General features: G+C 66.1%; 29 protein-coding genes. 18 read left to right on the top strand and 11 right to left on the bottom strand.

The window, feature by feature from the left end:
• Positions 1–5: 5 nt before the first annotated feature.
• The gene (locus LC066_RS12880; RefSeq protein ID WP_224899646.1) at positions 6–323 is read right to left on the bottom strand and encodes an arsenate reductase family protein; all 318 of its coding nucleotides are present in this window, start codon (positions 321–323) and stop codon (positions 6–8) included.
• Between the two features lie 191 nt (positions 324–514).
• On the opposite strand from LC066_RS12880, the gene LC066_RS12875 reads away from it, so the two are divergent.
• Positions 515–721, top strand: a complete 207-nt coding sequence (locus tag LC066_RS12875; RefSeq protein WP_085887538.1) for a cold-shock protein — start codon at positions 515–517, stop codon at positions 719–721.
• 98 nt (positions 722–819) lie between these two features.
• On the opposite strand, the gene LC066_RS12870 is transcribed toward LC066_RS12875, so the two are convergent.
• From LC066_RS12870 to LC066_RS12860, 3 genes are all read right to left on the bottom strand, one after another.
• Positions 820–1,131, bottom strand: a complete 312-nt coding sequence (locus tag LC066_RS12870; RefSeq protein ID WP_224899644.1) for a hypothetical protein — start codon at positions 1,129–1,131, stop codon at positions 820–822.
• A gap of 135 nt (positions 1,132–1,266) precedes the next feature.
• On the bottom strand, positions 1,267–1,581 hold the full coding sequence (locus LC066_RS12865) for a hypothetical protein (RefSeq protein WP_224899640.1): 315 nt from the start codon (positions 1,579–1,581) through the stop codon (positions 1,267–1,269).
• A 73-nt stretch (positions 1,582–1,654) separates the two neighbouring features.
• On the bottom strand, positions 1,655–2,062 hold the full coding sequence (locus LC066_RS12860) for a DUF2177 family protein (protein ID WP_085887541.1): 408 nt from the start codon (positions 2,060–2,062) through the stop codon (positions 1,655–1,657).
• 162 nt (positions 2,063–2,224) lie between these two features.
• Between LC066_RS12860 and LC066_RS12855 the strand changes: the two genes are divergently transcribed.
• Positions 2,225–2,998 (top strand): DUF4239 domain-containing protein, encoded by a 774-nt coding sequence (locus tag LC066_RS12855; RefSeq protein WP_224899636.1) that lies wholly within the window; start codon positions 2,225–2,227, stop codon positions 2,996–2,998.
• Positions 2,999–3,259: 261 nt separating this feature from the next.
• Here LC066_RS12855 and LC066_RS12850 read toward each other — a convergent pair whose 3' ends face one another.
• Together LC066_RS12850 and thyX are read right to left on the bottom strand one after the other, a co-directional pair.
• Entirely contained in the window at positions 3,260–4,468 is a 1,209-nt protein-coding gene (locus LC066_RS12850) for a hypothetical protein (RefSeq protein ID WP_224899634.1), read from the bottom strand.
• A complete protein-coding gene (gene thyX / locus LC066_RS12845; protein WP_224899631.1) occupies positions 4,465–5,370 on the bottom strand; it encodes an FAD-dependent thymidylate synthase in 906 nt (301 codons plus the stop codon). The genes LC066_RS12850 and thyX overlap by 4 nt, the downstream gene beginning before the upstream one ends.
• Positions 5,371–5,584: 214 nt before the next feature.
• Between thyX and LC066_RS12840 the strand changes: the two genes are divergently transcribed.
• The 12 genes from LC066_RS12840 (at position 5,585) to LC066_RS12785 (ending at position 16,685) form a co-directional block, all read left to right on the top strand.
• The gene (locus LC066_RS12840) at positions 5,585–6,628 is read left to right on the top strand and encodes a hypothetical protein (RefSeq protein ID WP_224899628.1); all 1,044 of its coding nucleotides are present in this window, start codon (positions 5,585–5,587) and stop codon (positions 6,626–6,628) included.
• 277 nt (positions 6,629–6,905) lie between these two features.
• Positions 6,906–8,135 (top strand): surface lipoprotein assembly modifier, encoded by a 1,230-nt coding sequence (locus tag LC066_RS12835; protein ID WP_224899625.1) that lies wholly within the window; start codon positions 6,906–6,908, stop codon positions 8,133–8,135.
• Between the two features lie 140 nt (positions 8,136–8,275).
• The gene (locus tag LC066_RS12830) at positions 8,276–8,704 is read left to right on the top strand and encodes a VOC family protein (protein ID WP_222477759.1); all 429 of its coding nucleotides are present in this window, start codon (positions 8,276–8,278) and stop codon (positions 8,702–8,704) included.
• A gap of 1 nt (position 8,705) precedes the next feature.
• On the top strand, positions 8,706–9,458 hold the full coding sequence (locus LC066_RS12825) for a DUF1194 domain-containing protein (protein ID WP_224899622.1): 753 nt from the start codon (positions 8,706–8,708) through the stop codon (positions 9,456–9,458).
• Entirely contained in the window at positions 9,446–10,147 is a 702-nt protein-coding gene (locus LC066_RS12820) for a DUF1194 domain-containing protein (RefSeq protein ID WP_318246717.1), read from the top strand. Before LC066_RS12825 ends, LC066_RS12820 begins: the two co-directional genes overlap by 13 nt.
• A gap of 116 nt (positions 10,148–10,263) precedes the next feature.
• Entirely contained in the window at positions 10,264–10,764 is a 501-nt protein-coding gene (locus LC066_RS12815) for a MarR family winged helix-turn-helix transcriptional regulator (protein WP_222477752.1), read from the top strand.
• 134 nt (positions 10,765–10,898) lie between these two features.
• Positions 10,899–11,192: a DUF1330 domain-containing protein gene (locus tag LC066_RS12810; RefSeq protein ID WP_224899619.1), complete on the top strand. Its 294-nt coding sequence runs from the start codon at positions 10,899–10,901 to the stop codon at positions 11,190–11,192.
• 530 nt (positions 11,193–11,722) lie between these two features.
• The gene (gene cyoA / locus LC066_RS12805) at positions 11,723–12,796 is read left to right on the top strand and encodes a ubiquinol oxidase subunit II (RefSeq protein ID WP_222477747.1); all 1,074 of its coding nucleotides are present in this window, start codon (positions 11,723–11,725) and stop codon (positions 12,794–12,796) included.
• A complete protein-coding gene (gene cyoB, locus LC066_RS12800) occupies positions 12,796–14,790 on the top strand; it encodes a cytochrome o ubiquinol oxidase subunit I (RefSeq protein ID WP_222477745.1) in 1,995 nt (664 codons plus the stop codon). Before cyoA ends, cyoB begins: the two co-directional genes overlap by 1 nt.
• The gene (gene cyoC / locus LC066_RS12795; protein ID WP_412103239.1) at positions 14,787–15,416 is read left to right on the top strand and encodes a cytochrome o ubiquinol oxidase subunit III; all 630 of its coding nucleotides are present in this window, start codon (positions 14,787–14,789) and stop codon (positions 15,414–15,416) included. Before cyoB ends, cyoC begins: the two co-directional genes overlap by 4 nt.
• Positions 15,416–15,802, top strand: coding sequence for a cytochrome o ubiquinol oxidase subunit IV (gene cyoD, locus LC066_RS12790; protein WP_224899616.1), 387 nt, complete (start codon positions 15,416–15,418; stop codon positions 15,800–15,802). Before cyoC ends, cyoD begins: the two co-directional genes overlap by 1 nt.
• A 115-nt stretch (positions 15,803–15,917) precedes the next feature.
• A complete protein-coding gene (locus tag LC066_RS12785) occupies positions 15,918–16,685 on the top strand; it encodes an SURF1 family protein (RefSeq protein ID WP_224899613.1) in 768 nt (255 codons plus the stop codon).
• 70 nt (positions 16,686–16,755) lie between these two features.
• Here LC066_RS12785 and LC066_RS12780 read toward each other — a convergent pair whose 3' ends face one another.
• Both LC066_RS12780 and LC066_RS12775 read right to left on the bottom strand, forming a co-directional pair.
• Positions 16,756–17,052, bottom strand: a complete 297-nt coding sequence (locus tag LC066_RS12780) for a succinate dehydrogenase assembly factor 2 (protein ID WP_222477739.1) — start codon at positions 17,050–17,052, stop codon at positions 16,756–16,758.
• On the bottom strand, positions 17,052–17,438 hold the full coding sequence (locus tag LC066_RS12775; RefSeq protein ID WP_224899610.1) for a helix-turn-helix domain-containing protein: 387 nt from the start codon (positions 17,436–17,438) through the stop codon (positions 17,052–17,054). Before LC066_RS12775 ends, LC066_RS12780 begins: the two co-directional genes overlap by 1 nt.
• A 110-nt stretch (positions 17,439–17,548) precedes the next feature.
• Here LC066_RS12775 and LC066_RS12770 point away from each other — a divergent pair, with 110 nt between their 5' ends.
• Positions 17,549–18,751: a pyridoxal phosphate-dependent aminotransferase gene (locus tag LC066_RS12770; RefSeq protein WP_224899607.1), complete on the top strand. Its 1,203-nt coding sequence runs from the start codon at positions 17,549–17,551 to the stop codon at positions 18,749–18,751.
• 11 nt (positions 18,752–18,762) lie between these two features.
• Positions 18,763–19,176, top strand: coding sequence for a hypothetical protein (locus tag LC066_RS12765; RefSeq protein WP_222477733.1), 414 nt, complete (start codon positions 18,763–18,765; stop codon positions 19,174–19,176).
• Positions 19,177–19,285: 109 nt separating this feature from the next.
• Here the strand turns inward: LC066_RS12765 and LC066_RS12760 are convergent, their stop codons facing one another.
• The 3 genes from LC066_RS12760 to LC066_RS12750 form a co-directional block, all read right to left on the bottom strand.
• The gene (locus LC066_RS12760) at positions 19,286–20,662 is read right to left on the bottom strand and encodes an MATE family efflux transporter (protein WP_222477731.1); all 1,377 of its coding nucleotides are present in this window, start codon (positions 20,660–20,662) and stop codon (positions 19,286–19,288) included.
• A gap of 247 nt (positions 20,663–20,909) precedes the next feature.
• Positions 20,910–21,488: an NADPH-dependent FMN reductase gene (locus LC066_RS12755; RefSeq protein WP_224899604.1), complete on the bottom strand. Its 579-nt coding sequence runs from the start codon at positions 21,486–21,488 to the stop codon at positions 20,910–20,912.
• A 24-nt stretch (positions 21,489–21,512) separates the two neighbouring features.
• The gene (locus LC066_RS12750) at positions 21,513–22,085 is read right to left on the bottom strand and encodes a hemerythrin domain-containing protein (protein ID WP_224899601.1); all 573 of its coding nucleotides are present in this window, start codon (positions 22,083–22,085) and stop codon (positions 21,513–21,515) included.
• Between the two features lie 172 nt (positions 22,086–22,257).
• On the opposite strand from LC066_RS12750, the gene parE reads away from it, so the two are divergent.
• Together parE and LC066_RS12740 are read left to right on the top strand one after the other, a co-directional pair.
• On the top strand, positions 22,258–24,216 hold the full coding sequence (gene parE / locus LC066_RS12745; protein ID WP_222477725.1) for a DNA topoisomerase IV subunit B: 1,959 nt from the start codon (positions 22,258–22,260) through the stop codon (positions 24,214–24,216).
• Positions 24,217–24,366: 150 nt separating this feature from the next.
• Complete coding sequence (locus tag LC066_RS12740; protein ID WP_224899598.1) at positions 24,367–24,735, top strand: RcnB family protein; 369 nt, start codon at positions 24,367–24,369, stop codon at positions 24,733–24,735.
• Positions 24,736–24,782: the final 47 nt, after the last annotated feature.

Here is a 24,782-nt window from a genome sequence, read left to right as displayed (position 1 = left end):
CCTTCTCAGCCCGCGCCGAGGGCGCGTTGCACCTCGGGCGTCCACCCCAGATAGAGATCCTCGCCGTCCTCGATAAGGGGGCGTTTCATCAACGAGGGATGATCCGCCAGCAGATCCAGCGGCGGACGGGCGCGCTCGGCCTCATCCAGGCCCCGCCAGGTGGTCGAGCGGCGATTGACCAGCGCCTCGCCGAATTGCGCCTGCGCCCGTTCCAGTAGCGCCCCGGGCACCGGATCCTTACGCACATCCACCAGTTCCGCCCCCTCCAGAGCCTTCATTGCCTTGCGGCAGGTGTCACAGGTCTTAAGCCCATAAACGCGCATCGCTGTCCCTTTCGTCAAAAATGCCAAAAATGGGACTGAATCCGAATGCAGCCCCGGTTTTGCTTGCTTTTTACATAGTGAATGCAATCCTGACCATGTCGCTTGGCAGGCAAAGCCCCCTTTAGCGGGCCTTGGATGCCGTGATGAAAGACCCCCGTATGTCGGGGTGGAACGGCAAGAGGAGAAACGGCATGCCTGTAGGCACCGTGAAATGGTTCAATACGACGAAAGGCTACGGCTTCATCGAACCCGAAGAGGGCGGGAAGGATGTCTTCGTGCATATTTCAGCAGTCGAACGCTCGGGCCTGACCGGGTTGGCCGACAACCAGAAGGTCGGCTACGAGCTGACCGAGGGCCGTGATGGTCGCCAGATGGCGGGTGACCTGAAACTGCTCTGACCGGCATTCCCCGGTCCGTCCCGGCCCCGCCGGGGTTTTCAAACAGCCCGTGAATCCCCTTTGCATTGCAAGATCGGGGTTCACGTTTGCCTTCGTGGTCAGCTCGGATCCCGCTCTGCGGCGGTCGCGCGGGCCAAGCCGTCCTGCCAGGCCTCGCCCATGGCCAGGATGCAGGACCGCCCCGTGGCATAGGCCGCGACCAGCGTGCAGGCACCGCCGGGCGCCAGCCAGACCTCCATCACCTGTTCCGGATCGCGCAGGCCCATGGCCTCTCTTCGCTGGTTCATCGCCCCCGACAGCCGCGCCTCAAGGCGCGGTGTGCTGTCGCAGACCACCTCCGCCAGGGGGCTGGCGGCCGGTGCCGGACCGGCGAAAAGGCCAAGGGCCAGAAGCGGTGCGAAAGGACGCATGGCAATTCCTCCTGCGCCCCGATGTAACAGAAAAATGACAGATCACGCAGGACCAATGCCCCCTGCCCCGATCACATGAATGCGAAACGGGCGCCCCTGGGGGACGCCCGCCGGTCTTCCGCCTTGTCGGCCAGATCAGTTGGGCGATTTCGACCCGTAGTCGACCGCGCCGGACCAGCCCCAGGTCCGCACCGGATGCCGGTTCCAGTCACCGGCCGCATTGGGCGTGCCGCAGGACACTTCGCCGCCCAGCTGAACGGGCTGCAGGCCCGCGGGGCAATAGTTGGCGCCGGAGGGATAGGCGGTGATCGCCGGACTGTCGTAGTAGGACAGCCCCCCATAGCTGATACCGGCAGTGGTGCCGGTGTAGATGTCATTGACGACCATGCCTTCGGCGGCGACGGCCAGCGGGGCCACGGCAAGCGCGGCGGCGGCGAAAACGGCTTTCATCGGATGTCCCTCATGCAAATATCCTCAGGAGGATAGCAGCGCCGCGCCCATCCGCAAATCGCCAAAACGTCCCTCAGGCGGCGGGAAAGATCGCCCGGGTCGCCCAGACCCCCAGGGCCGCCGACACGCCGGTCAGCACCGTGCCCCAGCTGAGGTCCACGGCCACCATAACCGGCGACCAGGCGCGCAGCACGGCATAGTTGGTCACCTCGTAGGTGCCATAGGCCATCGCCCCGATCAGCGCCCCGTTCAGCAGGGCCTGAGACGGCTTACCCGCCTCCAGCGCCGGGACGGACACGAAATAGAGCAGCCCGCCCACATAGGCGAGGTAGAAGAGCCCGGCGGCCACCATCCGCGGGTCCTCCAGGATCTGGTCGCCCAGCCGGCTTTCGAAAAGCGGCCGCATGACGTTCTTCAGCATGAGCGCATCGAGGCCGAGAAAGACCAGCGCGGTGATCAGGTAGAGGGTGACGAGTTGCATGAGACCTCCCGAGGTGTTCGACAAGGATACGCGCGGATCGCCCCCCTGGATCACATGCGCCCCCTCTGCCCTGCCCGCATCCGGGTGCTGGACAGCGCGCCGCGCCCGCGCCTAACCTGTTGACGCAGCGGCAGCAGGCCGGGGCCGCAGGGAGGACCGCGGGTGACTTTGTCGGACATCGGGTTGGGCGTGGGGATCGCCCTGGCCAATATCGCCGTGATCTTCGCCATCTATGCCCTGACGCGCAGGATCTGGGGTGGCCGCCAGACCACCGAGACGAAGGACCTGGCCGGCTCCGTCATCTTCCGCATCGCCTCCCTGCACGGGCTGATCCTGGCGCTGGTCTTCGCCCAGGAACTGATCGACTATTCCGAGATCCGCGCCGATCTGGTGAGCGAGGCCACGGCCGTCGCCGACATCTTCAACGACATCCGTCGTTTTGATGCCGGGGAGGAGGTGACGGCGGAGGTCCAAGGCACCCTAGCCGCCTACCTGCGCCACGTGGTGAACCACGAATGGGCGGAACTGTCGGAGACGGGCAAGCTGACCGCCGAGGGCTGGATCCTGCGCGAGGCCATCTACGAGACGGCGCTGAACCTCGCCCCCGCGACCCTGCGCCAGACGGACCTGCGCGCGCATATGGTGGCAAAGGCCCAGGCCATCGCCGAGCTGCGCCAGAAGCGCGAGAACAACGCCGCGCGCGAGCTGTCGGGCCTGTTCTGGTTCGCCGCCCTGGCCGGGGTGGTCTGCGTCGCGGTGCCCTATTTCACCTTCGCGCCGACGCCCCTGCACCTGGCACTGCTGTCGCTTTACGGGGGCTATACCGGGGTGATCATGTTCGTGATCTTCGCCTTTTCGGATCCCTTCGCGAACCCGGGCGCCCTGCCGCCCACGGCCTTCACCCAGCTGCTGGCCGGGGAGATGGGGCAGTATTGATGGGGCTCGGTGGATTGGCATCCAGCCTACACCGGGGGGCGGGAAGGACGCCCGGTGGGGATGTTGTGCTCGGGCGCGAGGTGGAGGCCCGCGACCGATAGGCGGCCGGGGTGCCCCCGGCCCACGGGGTGCGGCGCGGCCTAGACAGGGCTAGAAGACGTCAGGGAATTTAGCAACGGGCACACCAGCCACAACGGCCCGCCCGGCGGCAACGCCGGGCCGCGCCCTCCCTCCCCCACGGGAGGGCGCGGCCCTTGGCGCTTAGATCTTGAATCGGCGGCGGATCGAGAAGCCGAAGAGGAAGATCAGGCCAAGGCAGAGGTAGCTGTAGAGAAATTGCACCACGGCAACCCATGGCTCCGTTGGCAGGACGAGCTTGCGGATGGAGAAGACGTTGACCGGAGAGAAGATGGCTTCGGTCGCGCCGACGATAGCGCGGGAGAGCTGGGCGCCTTGCCCGTCCCCGATCAGGACACTGCGCCAGCCGAGGGAGGCCTCAGCGGCGGCGATACCATCAGCAGCAAGAGTTGCGGCATTGGCAGCGTCAGTCCCGGGAGCAACGGCGTTGGCAACGGGCAGGACGGCATCGGTCGCCACAGTGCCTGTACAATAGAGCAGCGTCCCAAAGAGTAGATTGGAAGCGAGGAGCCACGCCATTGGGCGCCAGAGGCTAAGGCCGTAGTTCCCGAAGAGCCGCCAGAGGTACATGAAGGGCCGTTCGGTGCGATCCGACAGGTAGTAGTCGACCGAAAGTTGATGACCGCGCATCTGGTGCGCCAATTTCACGTCTTCCTTGTCCTGCGCCCATTTGTGCAGTCGGCGAAACGAAACGGCATCCAGCCGCAGCCAGGCCGGCAGATCTTTGGGGATTTGCGAGACCTTTACAGGTTGTCTGGAGATCTGAACGCCCGACAGATTTAAACTCCGAAGATTAGGCTCATCCTGAACCTCAATTACCAAAACCCGTCCTCCTGACAAAACAATGTCCGGCTCACCGTTGCCCGATAAAACTAAGCGGCCGACCCTGCAATCTTCGAGTCTAACCGTACCTTGGGCGTGTAGAGTTAGGCTACCAAACAGCAGATTGCGAAGAGTACAATCTTTCACGCGCAAAGTGGCATCGACTGCTTGCAGGCCAATAATGTCATAACCTGTCAGCGCAGCTGGGGAATCCATATAGGATGAGAGCGTAAAGCTCTCGAGCGCTACATCACTGAGACCAGGAAGCAAGTGCTCTCCGATCTCTTCAGCAACAACCCGATCACCAGAAATCTGAGCCGACACACGCGTTGACCTACCTTCCGAGGCCAATTCTAGCTGTTTCGCTAACAAGTCATGCGCAGAACGAAACTTACGCTCCTCGTCGCGCACTCCACGCTCAAGGCGCAAAACAACCGCTGTTCCGTCAACCTCCCGAAGAAGCCCCGAAAAGCGCGGATCATCCGCGCCTTCCGGCACCAAACGGCTCACTCAAACGTCCCCATAAACTCCCGCCATTCCCGCTTGCTCATCCCGCAATTCTCTTCCGTCACCTCTTCGCCCTTCAGCATCCGGCGCAAACACTCGACCATCTGCGACGAAAGCGTCACCGCGCCCAGGCGGTAATCCTCGAAGGCCTTGTAGGCAAAGGGCACCCAGTCGGCGACCAGTTTGCAGATCTCCTCGGCGTAGACGCGGATCTCGTATTGGGCGTGGGCATCGGCGCGCAGGCGCAGGAAGTGCAGCAGATTGTGCAGGTCCACCTTCCAGTACCACTGGGTGTAGATGTTCGCCGGCAGGTTCATCCGCGCCAGTTCCCGGGCCAGGCCCTGCTGACCCTCGTCCGAGATCATCTCCTCGTAGTGGTCATAGGCCCGCGCCGAATCCGCCTTGAGGTATTCCAGCACCCGGGCCGCCTCCTCGCCCGTCAGGGCCTCGCCCCGGCCCTGGTTGTTGACCACCGATTGCGCCGCCAGATGTTCGGGCCCGGGGATGTAGAATTCACGGTCCAGAATCGAGTAGCGGGCGGAGTATTCGTTGACGTTGGCGGTGCGGTGGCGGATCCACTGGCGGGCGACGAAGACCGGCAGTTTCACATGCAGCTTCAGCTCGCACATCTCGAAGGGGGTCGAGTGCCAGTGGCGCATCAGGTAGCGGATCAGCCCCTCGTCGTTCTGCACCGACTTGGTGCCGCGCCCGTAGCTGACGCGTGCCGCCTGGCAGATCGCGGAATCGTCGCCCATATAGTCGACGACCCGGACGAAGCCGTGATCCAGCACCGGGTAGGCCTTGTAAAGATGCGCCTCCATCCCCGGCACGGTGGCCCGCAGGGTCTGATGGGTCTCGGCACGCAGGGCGTCGATTTCGGCCTGCTGGTCGGCAGAGAGCGTCATGGGGCGAATCCTTTCCACTAGATCGGTGTCGCGCCAAAGGTATCTTGTGGCGCGGGGGAGCGGAACCTCTAGATGCGGTAGGGCATTTCCGCCGCAGTCGGGTGAAGAGCGCAGGGTAAGCGCCAAGGGCAATTGACTTTTTTCGGCGGTCGGGCAACCGTTTTGCCCAAAGCGGCCCATCAGAGGCCAGACAAGCTTGAGCAGAGGCAGTGATATGGCGCGGATGTGGATCCTGTTGCTGCTGGCGGTCGCGACCGTCAGCGGATGTGGTGGGTCGTCGAACCCCTTCGACGAAGACGAGGTGGTCGACGAGACCCCTGATGATACCGACGATGATGACGACGGCGATGACGGCAGCCCGATCTCCAGCGATCGCGAGTTGCCGCCCGGTACCGGCACGCCGGAGCCGGACGAGTCCATCTTCCGCCGGGAAGGTCAGACCGAAGATGGCGGCGGCTACGTCACTGCGGTCAGCTACAACAGCGGTGACGACACCTTCATCGTCGATGGCTTGGCCTTCGACGGCGACAACACTTACCAGCGGTCGCTCGGCGCCACCTCGACCTTCGGCGGCTATGCCATCTACGAAGGCGCCCCCAGCTACCAGGACAGCGAGACCGGCGCGCCGATCGAGCAGTTCCTGCACCGCGCCATCTACGGCGTCTCCGACAGCGGCCAGACCGAGTTCGCCATCGTGCGCAGCGGCAACTACTCCGGCTACGGCTTTGGTGGTTTCGTCTACCAGCGGAACGGATCGGTTACCCTGCCGGCCCCGTCCACCGGCCAGGCCACCTATTCCGGCGGCTATGCCGGGGTGCGGGTCTTCGACGGGCGCAGCGGCATCGAATACACCCAGGGCGACATGACCGCCTCCATCGACTTCGAGGATTTCGACGGCGCCGGCGCCGTCACCGGCGAGATCACCAACCGCCGCGTCTTCGACGAGAACGGCAACGACATCACCAGCGACATCACCGCGGCGATGGACGGCACGGTCACCTCTCTGCCGGTGCTGAACCTTGTCGTCGCCCCGAACGCGTTGGACGCCAACGGCGAAGCGACCGGCGGGATGATCTCACGCGATCCCAACGACGGCGACGACTTCGAGACGGGCACCTATTATGCGGTCCTGTCCGATGGCGCCGACAACGACCTGGACGCGGAGGAAATGGTGGGGATCGTCGTCGTGACCTCGACCGATCCGCGTGACACGAATGTGCAGGTCCAGGAAACCGGCGGCTTCATCCTGTACCGGTGAGGCAGGGATGCGCGGTAACCGCTCTGTCGGAGACATGCCCCGGGGACGCCCCGGGTCCCCGCCACGCCTGCGGCGCCGGGGTCCATGCCGGAGCCCGTCCGGGCTGCGCCTGTCCCTCGGCCTGATCGCGGCCCTGGCCGTGACGGCCCTGCCTGGGCCGTCGGCTGTGGCCCAGGTTTCCCCCCCGGCCGAAACGGCACCGGACAGCACGCACAGGCTCACCCCCGAGCAGATGCGCAGGTTGGCGGCTCTGCGCATGGCCCGGGGCGACGCCCCGATGACGGTCTCACTTGCCCTGGCCCTGCTAAACCGGGACCCCGAGGACCTGAGCGCGCTGCTGTTGCTGGCACAGGCGGAACGCGCCCTGGGCCGCTACGACACCGCCATCGACGCTGCGGCCCGCGCCTGGGACGTGGCCGCCACGCCCGAGGAACGCTACGCGGCCGCGATGGTGCGCGCCCAGGCCCTGTCCAGCGCGGGCCACCGCACACGCGCCCAGCTGTGGCTGCGCCGCGCGACCGAGGAAGCCCCCGACGCGCGCACCCGCGCCCGTGCCATCCGGGATTTCAAGTATGTGCGCCTGCGCAACCCATGGTCGACGCAACTGCGCTTTGCCGTCACCCCCACCGACAACGTCAACAACGGCTCCGCCGAGGACACCTTCACCATCGACGGGCTGCCGTTCGAGTTCATCCTCTCCGACTCCGCCAAGGCGCTGAGCGGGGTCGAGCTGAGTTTCGGCGCCGACACCCGCTATCGCTTGGCCGAGACCCCGCGGCGGGCCACCGATCTTCTGCTGCGCGTCAGCCATTCCACCTACGTGCTGTCCAATGAAGCAAAGGACGCCGCACCGGAGGCGGAGGGCCGCGATTTCGCCACCTCCAGCCTGTCGGCGGGCCTCAGCCGCCGGATCATGTTCGGCGACAAGAAGAACGAGTTGGTGCTGACCGGATGGGCCGGCCAGAACTGGTACGGCGGCGATCCCTACGGCCACTTCCTGCGCGCCGGTGCACGGTTCAGCCACAACCTCGACCCGCGCAACCGGCTGACCACCGGCCTCACGCTGGAGGCGCGCCGGGGTGACGACGCGCCCGAGGCGGATGTGGGGCTGCTGTCGCTCAGCTGGGACCACGCCTGGACCGGCGGACAGCTGTCGGTCTACGGGGTGGCGACCCGCTCCGTTTCCGACAGCGTGACCGCGGACTACCGGGACCTGCGCCTCGGCGCCCGCGTGGCCCCCGACATGGACTGGCTGAAGGCGGCTCTGGGCGCAGACCCGGCCTTCACACTGGAGGCCCGCGCTCGCGATTTCGACGCCTCGCCCTACACCTTCGACGGCCGCCGCGACGAGGAACTGATGGCGGGGGTGGAGGTCGTATTTCGCGATGTCGACTACTACGGCTTCAACCCGGTGATGACGCTGGAAAGCTCGGTCACCTCGTCCAATGTCTCGCTGAACGAAAGCGACCGCACCGGGCTGGGGCTGAGCATCCGCTCCGCCTTCTGATCCGGCACGGGCCCGCCCTCGTCGCGTCCCCCGGGCTTTGGGATCGACAAACCCCCGTGGCCTGCTACCTTTCGGCCAGCCCTGCTCACCGCGCCCCGTGGCGGGCAGCGACAAGAACAAGATCGAAAGGACGACCTGACATGAAGGTTCGCTATCTGCACACCATGGTCCGGGTGAAGGACCTGGAGAAGACCATGGCCTTCTTCGAACTTCTGGGCCTGCGCGAAACCCGCCGCATGGACAGCGAGCAGGGGCGGTTCAGCCTGATCTTCATGGCCCCCGAAGGTCAGGAAGAGTGCCCGGTGGAACTGACCTACAACTGGGACGGCGACGACGAACTGCCCTCCGACAGCCGCCATTTCGGCCACCTGGCCTACAGCGTCGGCAATATCTACGAGATGTGCCAGAAGCTGATGGATGCCGGCGTCACCATCAACCGCCCGCCGCGCGACGGCCACATGGCCTTCGTGCGCAGCCCCGACAACATCTCGGTGGAGCTGCTGCAGGAGGGGGACAGCCTGGAGCCCGCCGAGCCCTGGGCCTCGATGGAAAACACCGGGCACTGGTAAGATGCGACAGGGGGGGAGAACGGCAGGACTGAAACGGGCGGCTCTGGCCGGCCTTCTCGCTCTCCCCCTCTCCTGGCTCGCCGCGCCCCTGCTGGCGCAGCAGCCCTGTCGGCTGGCTCTGGCCCTGGCGCTGGACGTCTCGACCTCCGTCGACGCGCGGGAATATGCGCTGCAGCGTGACGGTCTGGCCGCGGCATTGGACGATCCCGACATCCGTGGCGTGATCCTGAACGGCGGCGGCCCCGTGGCCCTGTCGGTCTACGAATGGAGCGGCCGCTACCAGCAGGCGCAGATCCTGCCCTGGGTGCTGCTGTCGGACAATGATGACATCGACGCCGCCGTGGCCCGCATCGCCGCCGCGCGCCGCGCCTGGCAGGGCTACCCCACCGCCATGGGCTATGCCCTGGGCCATGGCGCGGGCCTGATGGCCACCGCGCCGGCCTGCGACCGGCAGGTGATCGACCTCTCCGGGGACGGCATCAGCAACGACGGTTTCGGACCCGGCCTGGCCTATCGCCACTTCCCCTTCGCCGGCATCACCGTGAACGGCCTGGCCGTGACCGAGGGCGGCGCCGAAAGCGAGGTGGTGACCTATTTCCTCGGCCAGCTGCGCCACGGCCCGAGCGCTTTCGTCGAGGTGGCGCGCGGCTACGAGGATTTCCGCCGCGCGATGACGCTGAAACTGTTCCGCGAGATGAACGACCTGCGCCTGGGTCAGGGCCCCACACCGGAGGCGCCAGGGTGCTGCGGCTGATCCTCGCCTGCCTCCTGCTGCTGGCTGCCCCGGCCCGCGCCCAGCAGTGCCGCGAGGCGCTGGCGCTTGGCCTCGACGTGTCGGGATCGGTGGATGATGGCGAATACGCCCTGCAATTGCAGGGGCTGGCGCGGGCCCTGGACCACCCGGAGGTGCGCGAGGCGCTCTTTGCCCTGCCCCAGGCCCCGGTGCGCCTGATGGTCTATGAATGGAGCGGGCCGCAGGACCAGCGTGTGCTGGCCCCCTGGGCGGCCATCGACGGCCCCGAGGCTCTGGCCGCTTTCCGCGCCCGCCTGCTGGCCGCGCGGCGGCAACCGATGGAGCCCTCGACCGCCATCGGTCCGGCGCTGGCCTTCGGCGCGACCGAACTGGCCACCCAAGGCGATTGCTGGCGCCGGGTGCTGGACCTGTCGGGCGACGGGCGTCACAACACCGGCGCCCACCCGGGCCAGATCGCCATGGGCGCGGTGACCGTCAACGGGCTCGTCATCGGGCAGGCCGCCCAGGCGGCAGAGCTTTCGGCCTATTTCCGCGCCTACGTCCTGCGCGGCCCTGACGCCTTCACCGAAACCGCGCTCGGCTTTGCCGACTTCGAAGAGGCCATGGCGCGCAAGCTGCTGCGCGAATTGCAGGTCCTGCCGGTGGCTGGCACCTCCTCCGCCCCGCGCGCCGGTCTGCAACGGCGCTGAGCCCCGCGACCGGCAGGCCGGCCGTTAACCATAGCGCGGTGCATCCATTTGGAATTAACCGGATTTTCGGGAATTTGCCCCAGTTTCCGCCGAGCAGACTTGCGACGGAGACTTGGATGAGCATTCAGAACGCGATCAGCCCGCACAGCGCGCCGCAGGATTTCCACGACGGCTATCTCGACGCGCTGGCGCTGGTGGAACGGCTGCACCGGCTGCTGCTGGACGTCATCAAGGATGAATTCGAGCGCGTCGGCGTGCTGGAAATCAATGCCGTCCAGGCCCTGCTGCTGTTCAACATCGGCGACAACGAGGTGACGGCCGGGGAGTTGAAGACGCGCGGCTACTACCAGGGGTCCAACGTCAGCTACAACCTGAAGAAGTTGGTGGAGATGGGCTACATGCATCATGAGCGCTGCGAGATCGACCGCCGCTCGGTCCGGGTGCGCCTGACCCAGAAGGGCCGCGACATTCGCCAGGTGGTCTCGGACCTCTTCGCCCGCCACGCCGAGGGGCTGGAAGGGCGGGGCGTGCTGGATTTCTCCGGCCTGGACGAGATCACCACCTCGCTCCGCAAGGTCGAACGGTTCTGGAGCGATCAGATCCGCTACATCTACTGACCCCGCCGCGGCGAACGCCTTCGTCTCACTGACACTCGCGCCGCCCCGTTCGGGCGCGTCCTCCGCCCGTGTTGTCGGATCCCGTTTGCCCCGCCTATGCTGTCCCCAGCAGCCTTTTGCAGGAGGAGAGGACCATGGGCGCCTTCGTGATCGGCCAGATGCAGATCCACAACCGGGACTGGATGGCGGAGTATTTCGACAAGATCCCCGATGTGGTCGCAGCCCATGGCGGGCGCTTCCTCGTCCGAGGCGGGAACCCGTCGTCCCTGGAAGGCATGGGGGTCCTGCCCGACGCCGCCTTCATCCTGCAATTCCCCGACCGGAGCAGCGCCGAGACCTTCTGGGCCTCGGATGCCTTCCAGACGCTGGCAGCCCTGCGCCGAACCGGCTCAGAACTGAACGCGATCCTGGTGGACGCGCTGCCCTGACACGGACGCAGCAGACGGCCCGGACGACATGCGGGCCTCCCCCGGGTCGCGTGGCCCCGCCGCTTTAGAGTTCCCCTGCCCGCCAAGGGCCCGCTTTCAGAGGCGCCCCTGCGCGCTCGGTGAGAAAGTCACTTTGCACACGCCATGCGAAAGTCGGCAGATCGGCCGAGGCCCGCCATTCGGGGCCTCATACGGCGGCGGCTGTCCCGATGCGCCCCTTCCCTGAAGGAACCGGCCCAAAGGTGAGTCGCGCAGGCCCGATTTCGCCGCGCCGCCGCACAACCCGAAGCTGCAACGCAGCATCCGAATGCCCGAAATTCGCATCTGAAAGTCAAATTTCTTCGAGCGGAAACGGCCCCTTTTCTCAATTATACGTTACTTTCAGCACCCTACGGCACAGGTGCGTCAATCGGTCCCGCTGTTGTCAGCGGCAACAGGGCGTAGCCCGGGCGCGCAAACTCGCTCTCCGTGTCGGCTGGCCCTCCCCCTCTCCCCCCTCCGGCCCCGCGGACAGAACAAGAGGCAAGACTTTGTTCCGACCACTCAAACTCCTGCTGGCCGCAGGGGGCGCGCTTGCGCTCTCGGGATGCCAGTATCACGTCCTCGCCCCCTCGGGCTGGGTCGCCGACCAGGAGCGCAACCTCCTGATCATCTCCACCGTGCTGATGCTGATCGTCATCCTGCCGGTCCTGTTCATGTCGGTCTACTTCCCGCTGAAGTACCGCGCGGACCGCAAGGACAAGAGCGACTACGATCCCGAATGGGCGCATTCCACCAAGCTGGAATTCATCGTCTGGGGCGTGCCGATCCTGATCATCATCGCGCTTGGCTACTACACCGCCGTCTACACCCACCGGCTGGACCCCTACCGCGACCTGACGCACCTGGATGCAGGTGAGCCGGTCGAGGTACAGGCCGTCTCGCTCGACTGGAAGTGGCTGTTCATCTACCCCGACCTGGGCGTGGCCTCCGTGAACGAACTGGCGATCCCCGCGGGGCGTCCGGTGAACTTCTCGCTGACCTCCTCCACGGTGATGAACACGCTGTCGATCCCCGCCCTGGGCGGCATGGTCTACTCGATGACCGGGATGGAGACGAAGCTGCACCTGATCGCGGATGAGGAAGGCACCTACCCGGGCCGCTCGGCGCATTACTCGGGTCCCGGTTTCGCCGGCATGACCTTCGACACGCTGGCCATGGACGAAGCAGGCTTCGAGGCCTGGGTCGAAGAGGCCCGTGGCGCAGAGCCGCTGACCGCCGACAGCTACCTGGAGCTGGAACAGCCCAGCATGAACGTCGAACCCGCCTATTACGGCGAGGTCGAGGAGGGGCTGTTCGACCGCATCGTCGAGATGTGCGTGGAAGAGGGCCAGGTCTGCATGAGCCACATGATGATGACCGACATGATGGGCGGTGGCGGCCTGGAAGGCATCGCCGATGGCGCGGCCTATTCCTACGACCACGCCCGGTCGATCGACGGCTTCGGCAACCTGGTCCCGCGCGAGACCCCCGACTACTCCGCCCACGGAGCCGGCCATGACGAAGGCTCCGAGGCATCCCATTCCGCCGACCACGGCGCGACGCATGAGGAGGCCGATCACTGATGGCTACCGAACACGTACAACCGGCCGAGACCTGGAACTGGCTCACGGGCCGTTTCACCCTCGACTGGATCCCCTACCAGGAACCGATCCTGATCGGCACCTTCCTGGGCATCGCCCTGGGCGGCCTGATCTTCCTGGCCCTGATGACGAAATTCCGTCTCTGGGTGCCCTTCTGGAAGAACTGGGCGATCTCGATCGACCACAAGAAGATCGGCATCATGTACATGGTGCTTGGCTTCATCATGATGATCCGCGGCTTTGCCGATGCCATCATGATGCGGGCGCAACAGGCCATGGCCGCCGGCGGCGCGGAAGGCTATCTGCCGCCGCATCACTACGACCAGGTCTTCACCGCACACGGCGTGATCATGATCTTCTTCGTGGCCATGCCCTTCGTCACCGGGATCATGAACTACGTCATGCCGACGCAGATCGGTGCCCGCGACGTGGCCTTCCCCTTCCTGAACAACTTCTCGTTCTGGATGACGGTGGCCGGTGCGCTGCTGGTCAACATCTCACTGTTCATCGGTGAATTTGCCCGTGTCGGCTGGCTGGCCTTCCCGCCACTGTCGGGGGCGAATTATTCGACCGGGCCGGGGATGGACTACTACCTGTGGTCGCTGCAGATCGCCGGTGTGGGCACCACCCTGTCGGGCATCAACCTGATCGCGACCATCCTGAAGATGCGCGCCCCGGGGATGAAGCTGTTCGACATGCCGGTCTTCACCTGGACCGCGCTGTGCACCAACGTGCTGATCGTCGCGGCCTTCCCCGTGCTGACCGCCACGCTGGCCCTGCTGACGCTCGACCGCTACATGGACTTCCGCTTCTTCACCAATGACTTCGGTGGGAACGCGATGATGTACATCAACCTGATCTGGATCTGGGGCCACCCGGAGGTCTACATCCTGATCATCCCGATCTTCGGGGTGTTCTCGGAAATCGTGGCGACCTTCTCGGGCAAGCCGCTCTTCGGCTACAAGACGATGGTCTGGGCGACGTCCTGCATCATGGTCCTCAGCTTCGTCGTCTGGCTGCACCACTTCTTCACCATGGGCTCCGGGGCGGACGTGAACACGTTCTTCGGGATCACAACAATGATCATCGCGGTGCCGACAGGGGTGAAGATCTTCAACTGGCTGTTCACCATGTACCGCGGCTCGGTCCGGCTGGAGCTGCCGATGTACTGGACCATCGGCTTCCTGGTGACCTTCACCATCGGGGGCATGTCGGGCGTGATGCTGGCCATTCCGCCGGTCGACTTCCAGCTGCACAACACCCTGTTCCTGATCGCGCACTTCCACAACGTGATCATCGGGGGCGTCGTCTTCGGGGTCTATGCCGCCGTCACCTACTGGTGGCCCAAGGCCTTCGGCTTCAAGCTGGATGACCGCTGGGGCAAGCGCGCCTTCTGGGGCTGGTTCGTGGGCTTCTACGTCGCCTTCATGCCGCTCTATGCACTTGGCCTGATGGGCGTCACCCGCCGGATGAACAGCTACGCCGATACCGGCTGGCAGCCCTACTTCATCGTCGCCGCCATCGGCGCCGTCATCATCCTGTTCGGCATCCTGAGCACCTTCATGTGCTTCTACGTGTCGATCAAGAACCGCAAGGCCCTGGCCTGCGGCGGTGACCCGTGGAACGCGCGCACCCTGGAATGGGCCAACCAGTCTCCCCCGCAGAAGTACAACTTCCCGCAGGAGATCCAGGTCACCGGGCGCGACATGTTCTGGAAGATGAAGCAGGAAGGCTTCAAGTGGTCGACGGACTATGCGCCGATCCACATGCCGAAGGATACCGCCACCGGCGTCCTGATCTCGGCCTTCGCCTTCGTCTTCGGCTTCGCCATGGTCTGGTACATCTGGTGGCTGGCCATCGTCAGCTTCCTGGCCATGCTCGCCATCGGCATCGGCCACACCTTCAACTACAACCGCGACTACTACATCCAGCCGGATGAAATCGCGGCCACCGAAAGCAAGGGAGCCGCCGCATGACCATGCTCGACACCCCCGTGACCGGCAAGATCGAGGGCCCTGACGGCCCCGATCACCACCCGGATCACCACCACGAGAGCCCGACCCCCATCGGGTTCTGGATCTACCTGATGAGCGACTGCATCATCTTCGGGGCGCTGTTCGCGACCTATGCGGTCCTCGGCTTCAGCTACGCGGGCGGCCCTGCCCCCGCGGACCTGTTCGAACCGGGCTTTGTCGCCATCGAGACGGCGCTGCTGCTGATCTCCTCGGTGACCTTCGGCATGGCCATGCTGGCGGCCGACAAGGGCCGGCTGGACACCACGATCACCTGGCTGATCGTCACGGGCCTCTTCGGCCTGGGCTTCATCGGCATGGAGATCTACGAGTTCCGCCACCTGGTCCACATCGGCGCAGGGCCCGACCGTTCCGCCTTCCTGTCTGCCTTCTTCGCGCTGGTCGGCACCCACGGGCTGCACGTCACCGGCGGCATCATCTGGCTGGTCACACTGACCGTTCAGCTGCGCATGCACGGGCTGATCGGCGCCAACATGCGGCGCCTGTCGACCCTGTCGATGTTCTGGCACTTCCTCGACCTGGTGTGGATCGGGGTCTTCTCCTTCGTCTATCTCGTGAGGTTGATCTGATGAGCAACGACCACGGAACCCACCACGCCGAGGGCCACGGCGGCCACGGCACCTTCGGCTCGCTGATGACCGGCTTTGCCATGGCCGTCATCCTGACCGTCCTGCCCTTCGGGCTGGTCATGGGCGACACCGGCCTGTCCCGCGAGGTCCTGATCGGCCTGATCATGGGCATGGGCGGGCTGCAGATCATCGTGCACCTGGTCTATTTCCTGCACGTGAACAAGAACGTGGAACAGGGCTGGACCCTGGTGGCCACGATCTTCTCGGTCATCATCCTGGTGATCGTGCTGATCGGCTCTCTCTGGGTCATGCACAACATGAACCAGAACATGATGCCGATGCCCGACATGGACGAGATGATGTCGCTGCAATCGCAGCAGGGCTGATCCAGCCTCCGTCAGATCAAGGGGAGGGGCCGGGCGGGATCGTCCGGCCCCTTTCCGTTGAAGGGCCCTGCCCTGCTCCCCATGTGCCAAGAAACCCCGGCTGACCGAGGCCCCCATGACCCCCACTCCCTCCTCCTCCCCTGCCCCCGACCGTGACCCGGCGTCGCGGGGCCTTCGCTGGCCCCGCCTGATCATCGTCACCCTGCTGGCCGTGATCGGCATTGCGGGCTTCGCCTGGCTGGGCACCTGGCAGGTCCAGCGCCTGCAGTGGAAGACCGACCTGATCGAACGGGTCGACGCCCGCGTCCACGCCGATCCCGTCGCCGCCCCCGGGCCCGAGGCCTGGGCCGGGATCACCCGCGAGGGCGACGAATACACCCGCGTGACGCTCTCGGGCACCTACGACCATGCTGATACGCTGGAGGTCTACACGCCGTCGGACTACGGCCCCGGCTACTGGGTGCTGACCCCCCTGCGCCGCGACGACGGCACCGTGGTCATGGTCAACCGCGGCGTGGTCCCCGAGGATCGCGCCCTGTCGGACGACTACGCCCGCCCCGAAGGCCCGGTGACCATCACCGGCCTGCTGCGCATCTCCGAGGATGAGGGCTGGCTCTTTTCCCAGGACAACGACCCGGAGGCGGGCCGCTGGTATCGCCGCGACATCGGCGCCATGACCGAGGCCCTGGGCCTGCCCCGCGCAGCCCCCTATTTCGTCGATGCCGAGACGGGCGCCGCCCCGGAGGCCTGGCCGCGCGGCGGCCGCACCGTGGTCAGCTTCCGCAATTCGCACCTCAGCTACGCGCTGACCTGGTTCGCGCTGATGCTGCTGGTGATCGGTGGCTACGTCCTGGTGCTGCGCAGCGAGCTGCGGCGGCGCTGACCCTGCGCAGGACAGGAAACGACAAAGGGCGGCCCCGGGGCCGCCCTTTCGCGTTCCGTCGCACGGGGGCTCACTTGTGCCCGGCGATCCGGTCGATCATCGGCGCCAGGTTGGCGGGGGCCTGTTTCTGCCCCGACACCCACTGGTAGAGATCCTGGTCGTTCTGCGTCAGGATCGCATCGTAGTCGTCCAGCTCCGCGTCGCTCATCCCGTCCAGCTCCGTCTCGGCAAAGCGCATCAGGATGATGTCCATCTCCTTGATGCCGCGCCGCATCGAGCGCATCTTCATGCGCTTCAGCCGCGTCTCACGCGGCTCTCCCTGCGGGTAGGATTCGACAGGGGCGGAGGGGATGGGCGCGTCGGTCATCAGATATGGTCCTTCAGGGTCTGCCTCAGACGCTTCTCCAATAGCGCCAGGCGGTCGGCCATGCCAGACATCTGGCTGCGGAGCTCGCGCATTTCCTGCAAGGTCGCCAGGGCGGTGGCGTCCAGCTCTCCGCCTTCGTCGGGCGGCGCCACGCCGTCGCCCTCGCCCGACAGCAGCCAGGCCAGCGACACGCCCAGAACCCCCGCCAGCATCTGCAGCTTGTTGGCGCGCGGCTCGCTCAGATCCTGTTCCCAGGACTTCAGCGTGCCCAGCTTGATCCCCAGGCGCTTGGCCAGCTGGCCCTGGGTCATTCCGGCCGCGGACCGTGCCGCCTCGATCCGGTCGCCGAAGGTGGCGTTCTCGGCCGAATACCAATCGTCACTCATCTGGGTCTCCTATCCCACGGGGCCCGCCCGCCCGGGCCGATGCAACTTGCGGGGCGCGCGCCCCAAGCCTAAGACGGAGGACAGCACATTACAAACCGGAGCCCGACGCCATGGCCTTCCTTTCCGACACGCTGGCCCGTGTGAAACCCTCTCCGACGATCATGATGACCAACAAAACGCTGGAGCTGAAGGCGGCCGGGCGCGACGTGATCGGCCTGTCGGCGGGCGAACCCGACTTCGACACCCCCGACAACATCAACGAGGCCGCCGTCGCCGCCATCGCGGCGGGCAAGACGAAATACACCTCCGTCGACGGCATCCCGGAACTGAAACGCGCGGTCTGCGCCAAGCTGAAGCGTGACAACGGGCTGGACTACGAACCGGCCCAGGTCTCGATCGGGACGGGCGGCAAGCAGGTCCTCTACAACGCGCTGATGGCGACGCTGAACCCCGGCGATGAGGTCATCATCCCCGCACCCTATTGGGTCAGCTACCCCGATATGGTGCTGCTGGCCGGCGGCGAGCCGGTGATCATCGAAGGGCCTCTGGAAACCGGGTTCAAGATCACCCCCGAGGCGCTGGAGGCCGCGATCACGCCGCGCACCAAGTGGCTGATCTTCAACTCGCCCTCCAACCCCACCGGCGCGGGCTACAGCTGGGACGAGCTGAAGGCGCTGACCGAGGTGCTGATGCGCCACCCCCAGGTGCACATCCTGTCGGATGATATGTACGAACACCTGGTCTACGACGACTTCACCTTCTGCACCGTGGCCGAGGTGGAACCCGGCCTCTATGACCGCACCTTGACGGTGAACGGCGTATCGAAGGCCTATGCGATGACCGGCTGGCGCATCGGCTATGCCGCCGGCCCGGTGGAGCTGATCGGCGCCATGCGCAAGATCCAAAGCCAGTCGACCTCGAACCCCTGCACCATCAGCCAGTGGGCCGCGCTTGAGGCGCTGGAAGGCACCCAGGATTTCATCGCCCCCAACAACCGCCTGTTCAAGCGCCGCCGCGACATCGTGGTGGAGATGTTGAACGCCATTCCGGGCATCACCTGCCCGAAACCCGACGGCGCCTTCTACGTCTATCCCTCCATCGCCGGGCTGATCGGCAAGACCAGCAAGGGCGGCACGCTGATCGACAACGACGAGGCCTTCGCCACGGCCCTGCTGGAGGAAAACGACGTCGCCGCCGTCTTCGGCGCGGCCTTCGGCCTCAGCCCGAACTTCCGCATCTCCTATGCCACCTCGGAAGAGAACCTGATCGAGGCCTGCACCCGCATCCAGGCCTTCTGCGACGGCCTGACCTGAAAGGGAGCCTGATGTCCGCCGAGCTGCCCCCCTACTACTTCCGCGTCCGCGACAACGGCGCCTTCGTCTTTCGGGTGACGACGGAGGACCGCCAGCGGCGCATCGCCATGGACCAGATCGCGGTGGTCAACATCCGCAACGGCGAGGTGAAGCCCCATGGCGACCGGCAGCTGGACGCCGAGGACCTGGCGGCGATCCGCGAGTGGATGGAGGCCCGGCGCGAGGTTCTGGCGGCGCGCGAGTTGGATGACATCTTCCGCTCCGTCGATCACCTGAACACCACCGCGCAATGGGTGCAGACCCGCGCCACGGACGAGGAGCTGGACGCGATCACCGATCCGCTGCTCCTGGCCATGCACGACCTGCGCACGGTGCTGGTCCGCAAGCGCGCCGAACGCCTGCTGCGTGAGCGCGAGGGCGACTGAGCCCTGCGCGGCCCCACCCGGGCTCCGCCTCATTTCATCCGACAGCTGAAAATACTCTGGGGGGAATTGGGCCCTCATGGGCCCAAGGGGGGCAAAGCCCCCTCTCCCCCTAGCCTGCCCGCGCCGCGACCTCCGCGTCCGCCTGTGGCACTACCGTGCGCCACAGCCGCGTCATCATGGTGACGGCAGCCAGCGACAGGCCAGCCGCCAGCCCCAGCCAGATCCCCACGCCCCCGAAGCCCAGCGGGAAGCCCAGCACCCAGGCAGCAGGCACGCCCACCACCCAGTAGCTGATGGCGGCAAAGATCATCGGGCGCCGGGTGTCCTGAAGGCCGCGCAACAGGCCAAGCGCCAGCACCTGCATGGCATCCGCCAGCTGGAAGACCGCCGCAGCGTAAAGCAGCCCCCGACCAACGGCCAGGATTTCCTCGCGCGCGGGGTCGTCGGGCGACAGGAAGACCGCGATCATCGCGTCGGGAATTGTCAGGAAGGCCAGCAGCGACAGCCCGACGATGGCAAGGGCCAGCACCAGCGCCATGTGGGCCCCGCGGCGGAAGGACAGCATGTCGCCCTGCCCCTGTGCCCGGCCTGCCCGGATCGTCACCGCCTGGCTGAGGCCGAGGTGCACCATGAAGATCATCGAGGTGATCTGGATGGCGATCCCATGCGCCACCAGCGGCAGCTCACCCAGCCAGCCCATCAGCACCGAGGAGGCGGAGAACAGGCCAACCTCGGCCACCAGGGTCAGACCGATCGGCCAGCCGAGGCGGAAGACCTGCCCCAGGCTCTCGCTGTCGCCCTTCCAAAGGCGCTGGAACAGGGATTGTTCCGGCAGGGTGCGCTGGATGTAGATCACCAGGAAGACCAGCGTGAAGATGTGCATCAGGAGCGAGGACAGCGCCGCACCGCGAATGCCCATCTCCGGGAAGCCCCAGGCACCGAAGATCAGCGCGTAGTTGGCGATGGCGTTGACCACGACGGCAACCAGCATGACGACCAGCACCACGTTGGTCCGCTCCAGCGCGGCAAGGTAGCTTTTCAGCACCATCGCCCCCAGGGCGGGGAAGATGCCCCAGGCCAGAATGTCCAGGTACTCGCCCGCCAGGGCCGACAGGGCCGGCGTCTGGCCCAGGGCCAGGAAGATCGCCTCCGCCGACAGCAGGATCGGCAGGATCACCGCGCCGGCCAGCGCCGACAGCCAGAGCGTCATCCGCGTCAGCCGCCGCGCCTGGGTGGTGTCGCCCTTGCCCTCGGCCGCCGCCACCAGCGGCGCAAGCGCCGCGGCAAAGCCGCTGCCGGCCAGGAACAGCACGGTAAACAGCGCCATGGACAGCGTTTCGGCGGCCAGGGTGGTGGGATCGTACCAGCCCAGCATGGCCGCATCCACCAGCGACAACGACATCTGCGCCAGCTGGCTGCCGGCCAGCGGCAGACCCAGGATCAGGATCGCCCGCAGGTGCCGGCCATATGTCATCGGAGTGCTCATCCCTCTCCCTTAGGCCGGGCATGGGCCCACGGCAAGGCCGCCTGTTCCGGGGATCGCGACGGTGCAAGGCGGCGCCAGCGGCGGCGCAGGCCGGGACAAGAAAGGGGCGCCCCGAAGGACGCCCCGGTTTCCATGCCGCCCGCCCCGTGGAGGGCTGCCAGGGCGGACGGCAAACCCGGCGCCCCGCCGGAGAGCGGCGGGCGCCGGCTGGATCTCGGGCCTGGATCAAGCCCCGGTCAGACCCCGATCAGGCCGAATGCAGCGGCTTCAGCGCCTGGCCCCATTTGACCAGCTCGTCGAAGAGGCCCTGCAGGCCTTCCTTCATCGGGTCGTTGGCCTTCACCGTGCCGTCTTCCAGCAGCGGGAAGACCATGGGGATCGGCACCACGTTGGGCAGCGGCATGGCGCCCTTGTTGGCAATCAGCGTGCGCAGCTCCTGGGCCGAGCGCAGACCGCCCGAGATGCCGCCATAGGAGACGATGCCCACGGGCTTGTACTTCCATTCCTTGGCGATCACCTGCAGCGCATTGACCAGCGTGGCCGGCGCGAAGAAATCATATTCCGGGGTGACGAAGATCACAGCATCCGCATCGCCGATGATCGCGGACCATTTCTTGGTGTGGTCGTGCTTATAGTCCTGCATCGCCGGGTGCTTCGGCTCATCCAGCAGGGGCAGGCCGATGTCGGCCAGGTCCACCAGTTCCACGGCGAAACCGCCGTGATCGCGGGCGCCGGTGTCGACCCAGTTGGCCACGTCGGGGCCCACGCGACCGGGCCGGGTGGAGCCGATGACGATCTTCAGTTTCAGTTTGCTGTCGCTGCTCATGACAAATCCTTTCCGTCAAAAATCTCAGACACCGCCGTAGACGCCAAGCGCCTCGCGCAGTTCCGTTTCCTCGTAGCCGAAATGGGATTCCATATCGGCATGAAGCGCGTCGAAGGCCTCCTTCAGGGGGGCATAGGCCGCCGCCCCCGGGGCCTGCATCATCTGCTGGGTGGCCAGGGCCAGTGCCTCCAGCCGGGCATGGATCACCTCATGCTCCGCGCGCAGCTTCGCCAGCACCGGAGCGAATCCCTCGCCCGTGGTGCGGTCGAGATGGGGGAACATATGCGCCTCCTCGATGTCGTGGTGGGCCATGACGTGGGCGCAGTGCTGACCGCAGAGCGATCCGAAAAGGCGCAGGTTGCGCAGCATCGGCATCTCTTCCAGCCGGGCGGCCAGGGCCTCGGCACTGTCGCGGGCCTCATCGGGCGTCGCGGCCGCCTCGATCTCCTCCACCAGGGTCCGCGTGCGCACCATGTCCTGCAGGTACATCGCATGGATCAGCGCCAGGCGCCCGCCCTGCCGACGCTGGGCATCGGTTGCCCCGGGGATACGGGGGGCACGGGGACGCGCGGCTTCGTTCAGGCTCAGATCGGTCATCGACGGCTCCTTTCGTCACCAACTTATTGCGGAATGCCGCTGCGGCAATCAGCGACCTGCGCAGGGGCATTTGCACGCCCGTGCACATCCCGCGCAGGGGGCCTTTCCCCGGCCTGCGCGCACTGCCATAATGCCCCAACCCAGATCACCAAAAGAGCAGCCGGGACCATTCATGTCAGACGATCTTCTGCAGGGCGCCGAACCCCAGACCTATGACGCCTCGTCCATCGAGGTGCTGGAAGGGCTGGAGCCCGTCCGCAAGCGCCCGGGCATGTACATCGGCGGCACCGACGAACGCGCCCTGCACCACCTGGTGGCCGAGGTTCTCGACAACTCCATGGACGAGGCGGTGGCGGGCCACGCCAACCGCATCGAGGTGGAGCTGCTGGAGGACTACTCCATCATGATCCGCGACAACGGCCGCGGCATGCCCTTCGATCCGCATCCGAAATTCCCCGGCAAGTCGGCGCTGGAGGTGATCCTGTGCACCCTGCACGCGGGGGGCAAGTTCTCCGGCAAGGCCTATGAGACCTCGGGCGGCTTGCACGGCGTGGGCGCCTCGGTGGTCAACGCCCTGTCGGATTCGATGGTCGTGCAGGTGGCCCGTGACCGCAAGCTGGTGGAACAGCGCTTCTCGCGCGGCATCCCCCTCGGGCCCCTGGAGGAAGTGGGCAGCGCCCCCAACCGGCGCGGCACCACCACCACCTTCCACCCCGACGCCGAGATCTTCGGCAGCCACAAGTTCAAGCCGGCGCGCCTGTTCAAGTCGATCCGCTCGAAGGCCTACCTGTTCTCGGGCGTCGAGATCCGCTGGAAATCCGCCATCGACGATGGGGTCACGCCGACCGAGGCGACCTTCCATTTCCCCGGCGGTCTGTCGGACTACCTGAAGGAAACGCTGGACGGCTCGTCCACCTATGCCGATCAGCCCTTCGGCGGCCGGGTCGATTTCCAGGAACGCTTCGGCGAGCCGGGCCGCGTGGAATGGGCGATCAACTGGACGCCCACGCGCGACGGGTTCATCCAGTCCTACTGTAACACCGTCCCCACCCCCGAGGGCGGCACGCATGAGGCCGGGTTCTGGGCCGCCATCCTGAAGGGCATCCGCGCCTACGGCGAGCTGGTGAACAACAAGAAGGCCGCGCAGATCACCCGCGACGACCTGGTGACGGGGGGCTGCGCCCTGGTCAGCTGCTTCATCCGCGAGCCCGAGTTCGTCGGCCAGACCAAGGACCGGCTGGCCACCACCTCGGCGCAGAAGCTGGTGGAAAACGCCGTGCGCGACCACTTCGACAACTGGCTGGCCTCCGACAGCAAGTCGGCGGGCGCCATCCTCGACTTCCTGGTGCTGCGCGCCGAGGAACGCCTGCGCCGCAAGCAGGAGAAGGAGACGCAGCGCAAGACCGCAACCAAGCGCCTCCGCCTGCCCGGCAAGCTGGCGGATTGCTCCAACACCAACCGCGAGGGCACAGAGCTCTTCCTGGTGGAGGGTGACTCGGCCGGCGGCTCGGCCAAGATGGCGCGCAACCGGCGCACCCAGGCCCTGCTGCCGCTGCGCGGCAAGATCCTGAACGTGCTGGGGGCGGCGTCGAACAAGATCGGCGCCAACCAGGAAATCGCGGATATGTGCCAGGCCCTCGGCGTCGGTCTGGGGACCAAGTTCAACATCGACGATCTGCGCTATGACAAGATCATCATCATGACCGATGCGGACGTCGACGGCGCCCATATCGCGGCCCTGCTGATGACCTTCTTCTTCAGCCAGATGCGCCCGATGATCGACCAGGGGCACCTCTACCTCGCCTGCCCGCCGCTGTTCCGCCTGACCCAGGGCCCGATCCACGTCTATGCCCAGACGGAGGAAGAGCGCGACATGTGGCTGGAGAAAGGCCTGGGCGGACGCGGCAAGATCGACGTCAGCCGCTTCAAGGGCCTGGGTGAGATGGACGCCAAGGACCTGAAGGAAACCACGATGGACCCGGCCTCGCGGAAGCTGATCCGGGTGACCATCGACGAGGACGAACCGGGCGAGACCGGCGACCTGGTGGAACGCCTGATGGGCAAGAAACCCGAGCTGCGCTTCCAGTACATCCAGGAGAACGCAAGGTTCGTGGAAGAGCTGGATGTGTGAGGCTACGGGCGGTCCCGCCGCGACAGAGACAGCGGGACATCGCCCGTTGCCTCGCCGGTGCGGCACCTTCCCGCCCATCCGTTGACCGGTCGGAAACCTCCCCTTCCCTTCGCGCGTTGGTCAGGCAACCTGCTGCGAAAGGAGATAGCCATGAAACGTACCGTTCTCGCCACACTCACCGCCCTGACCGCCCTGACGGGCGCCGCCTATGCCAACCCGGGCAACGGAAATGGCAACGGCTGGGGCGGAGGGAACATCCCCCCGGGCCAGGCCAAGAAACTGTTCAACCAGCAGCGCGGCGACCGCGACGTGGTGATTGACGACCGCCGCCATGTCTACCGTTCGGGCGACCGGCTGCCCGACGGCTACGTGGTGATCCGCGACTACGACCGCTTCGGCCTGCGCGCGCCGGGCGACGGCTATCGCTACGTGCGCTACGACAACGAGGTCTACCGGATCGCCCGAGACACGGCGACCGTGGCCTCGGCCATCGGTATCGTGTCAGACCTGCTGAACTGATCCGCGACTGAGCCCCCCCTAAACGGTGGGATGCGCAGAGACAAAAG

It is taken from the genome of Pseudooceanicola marinus (assembly GCF_020177265.1).
GTDB lineage: Bacteria > Pseudomonadota > Alphaproteobacteria > Rhodobacterales > Rhodobacteraceae > Pseudooceanicola > Pseudooceanicola marinus_A.
Note: the sequence above shows the minus strand (reverse complement) of the source record. Positions and strands in the feature narration are given on the sequence as shown.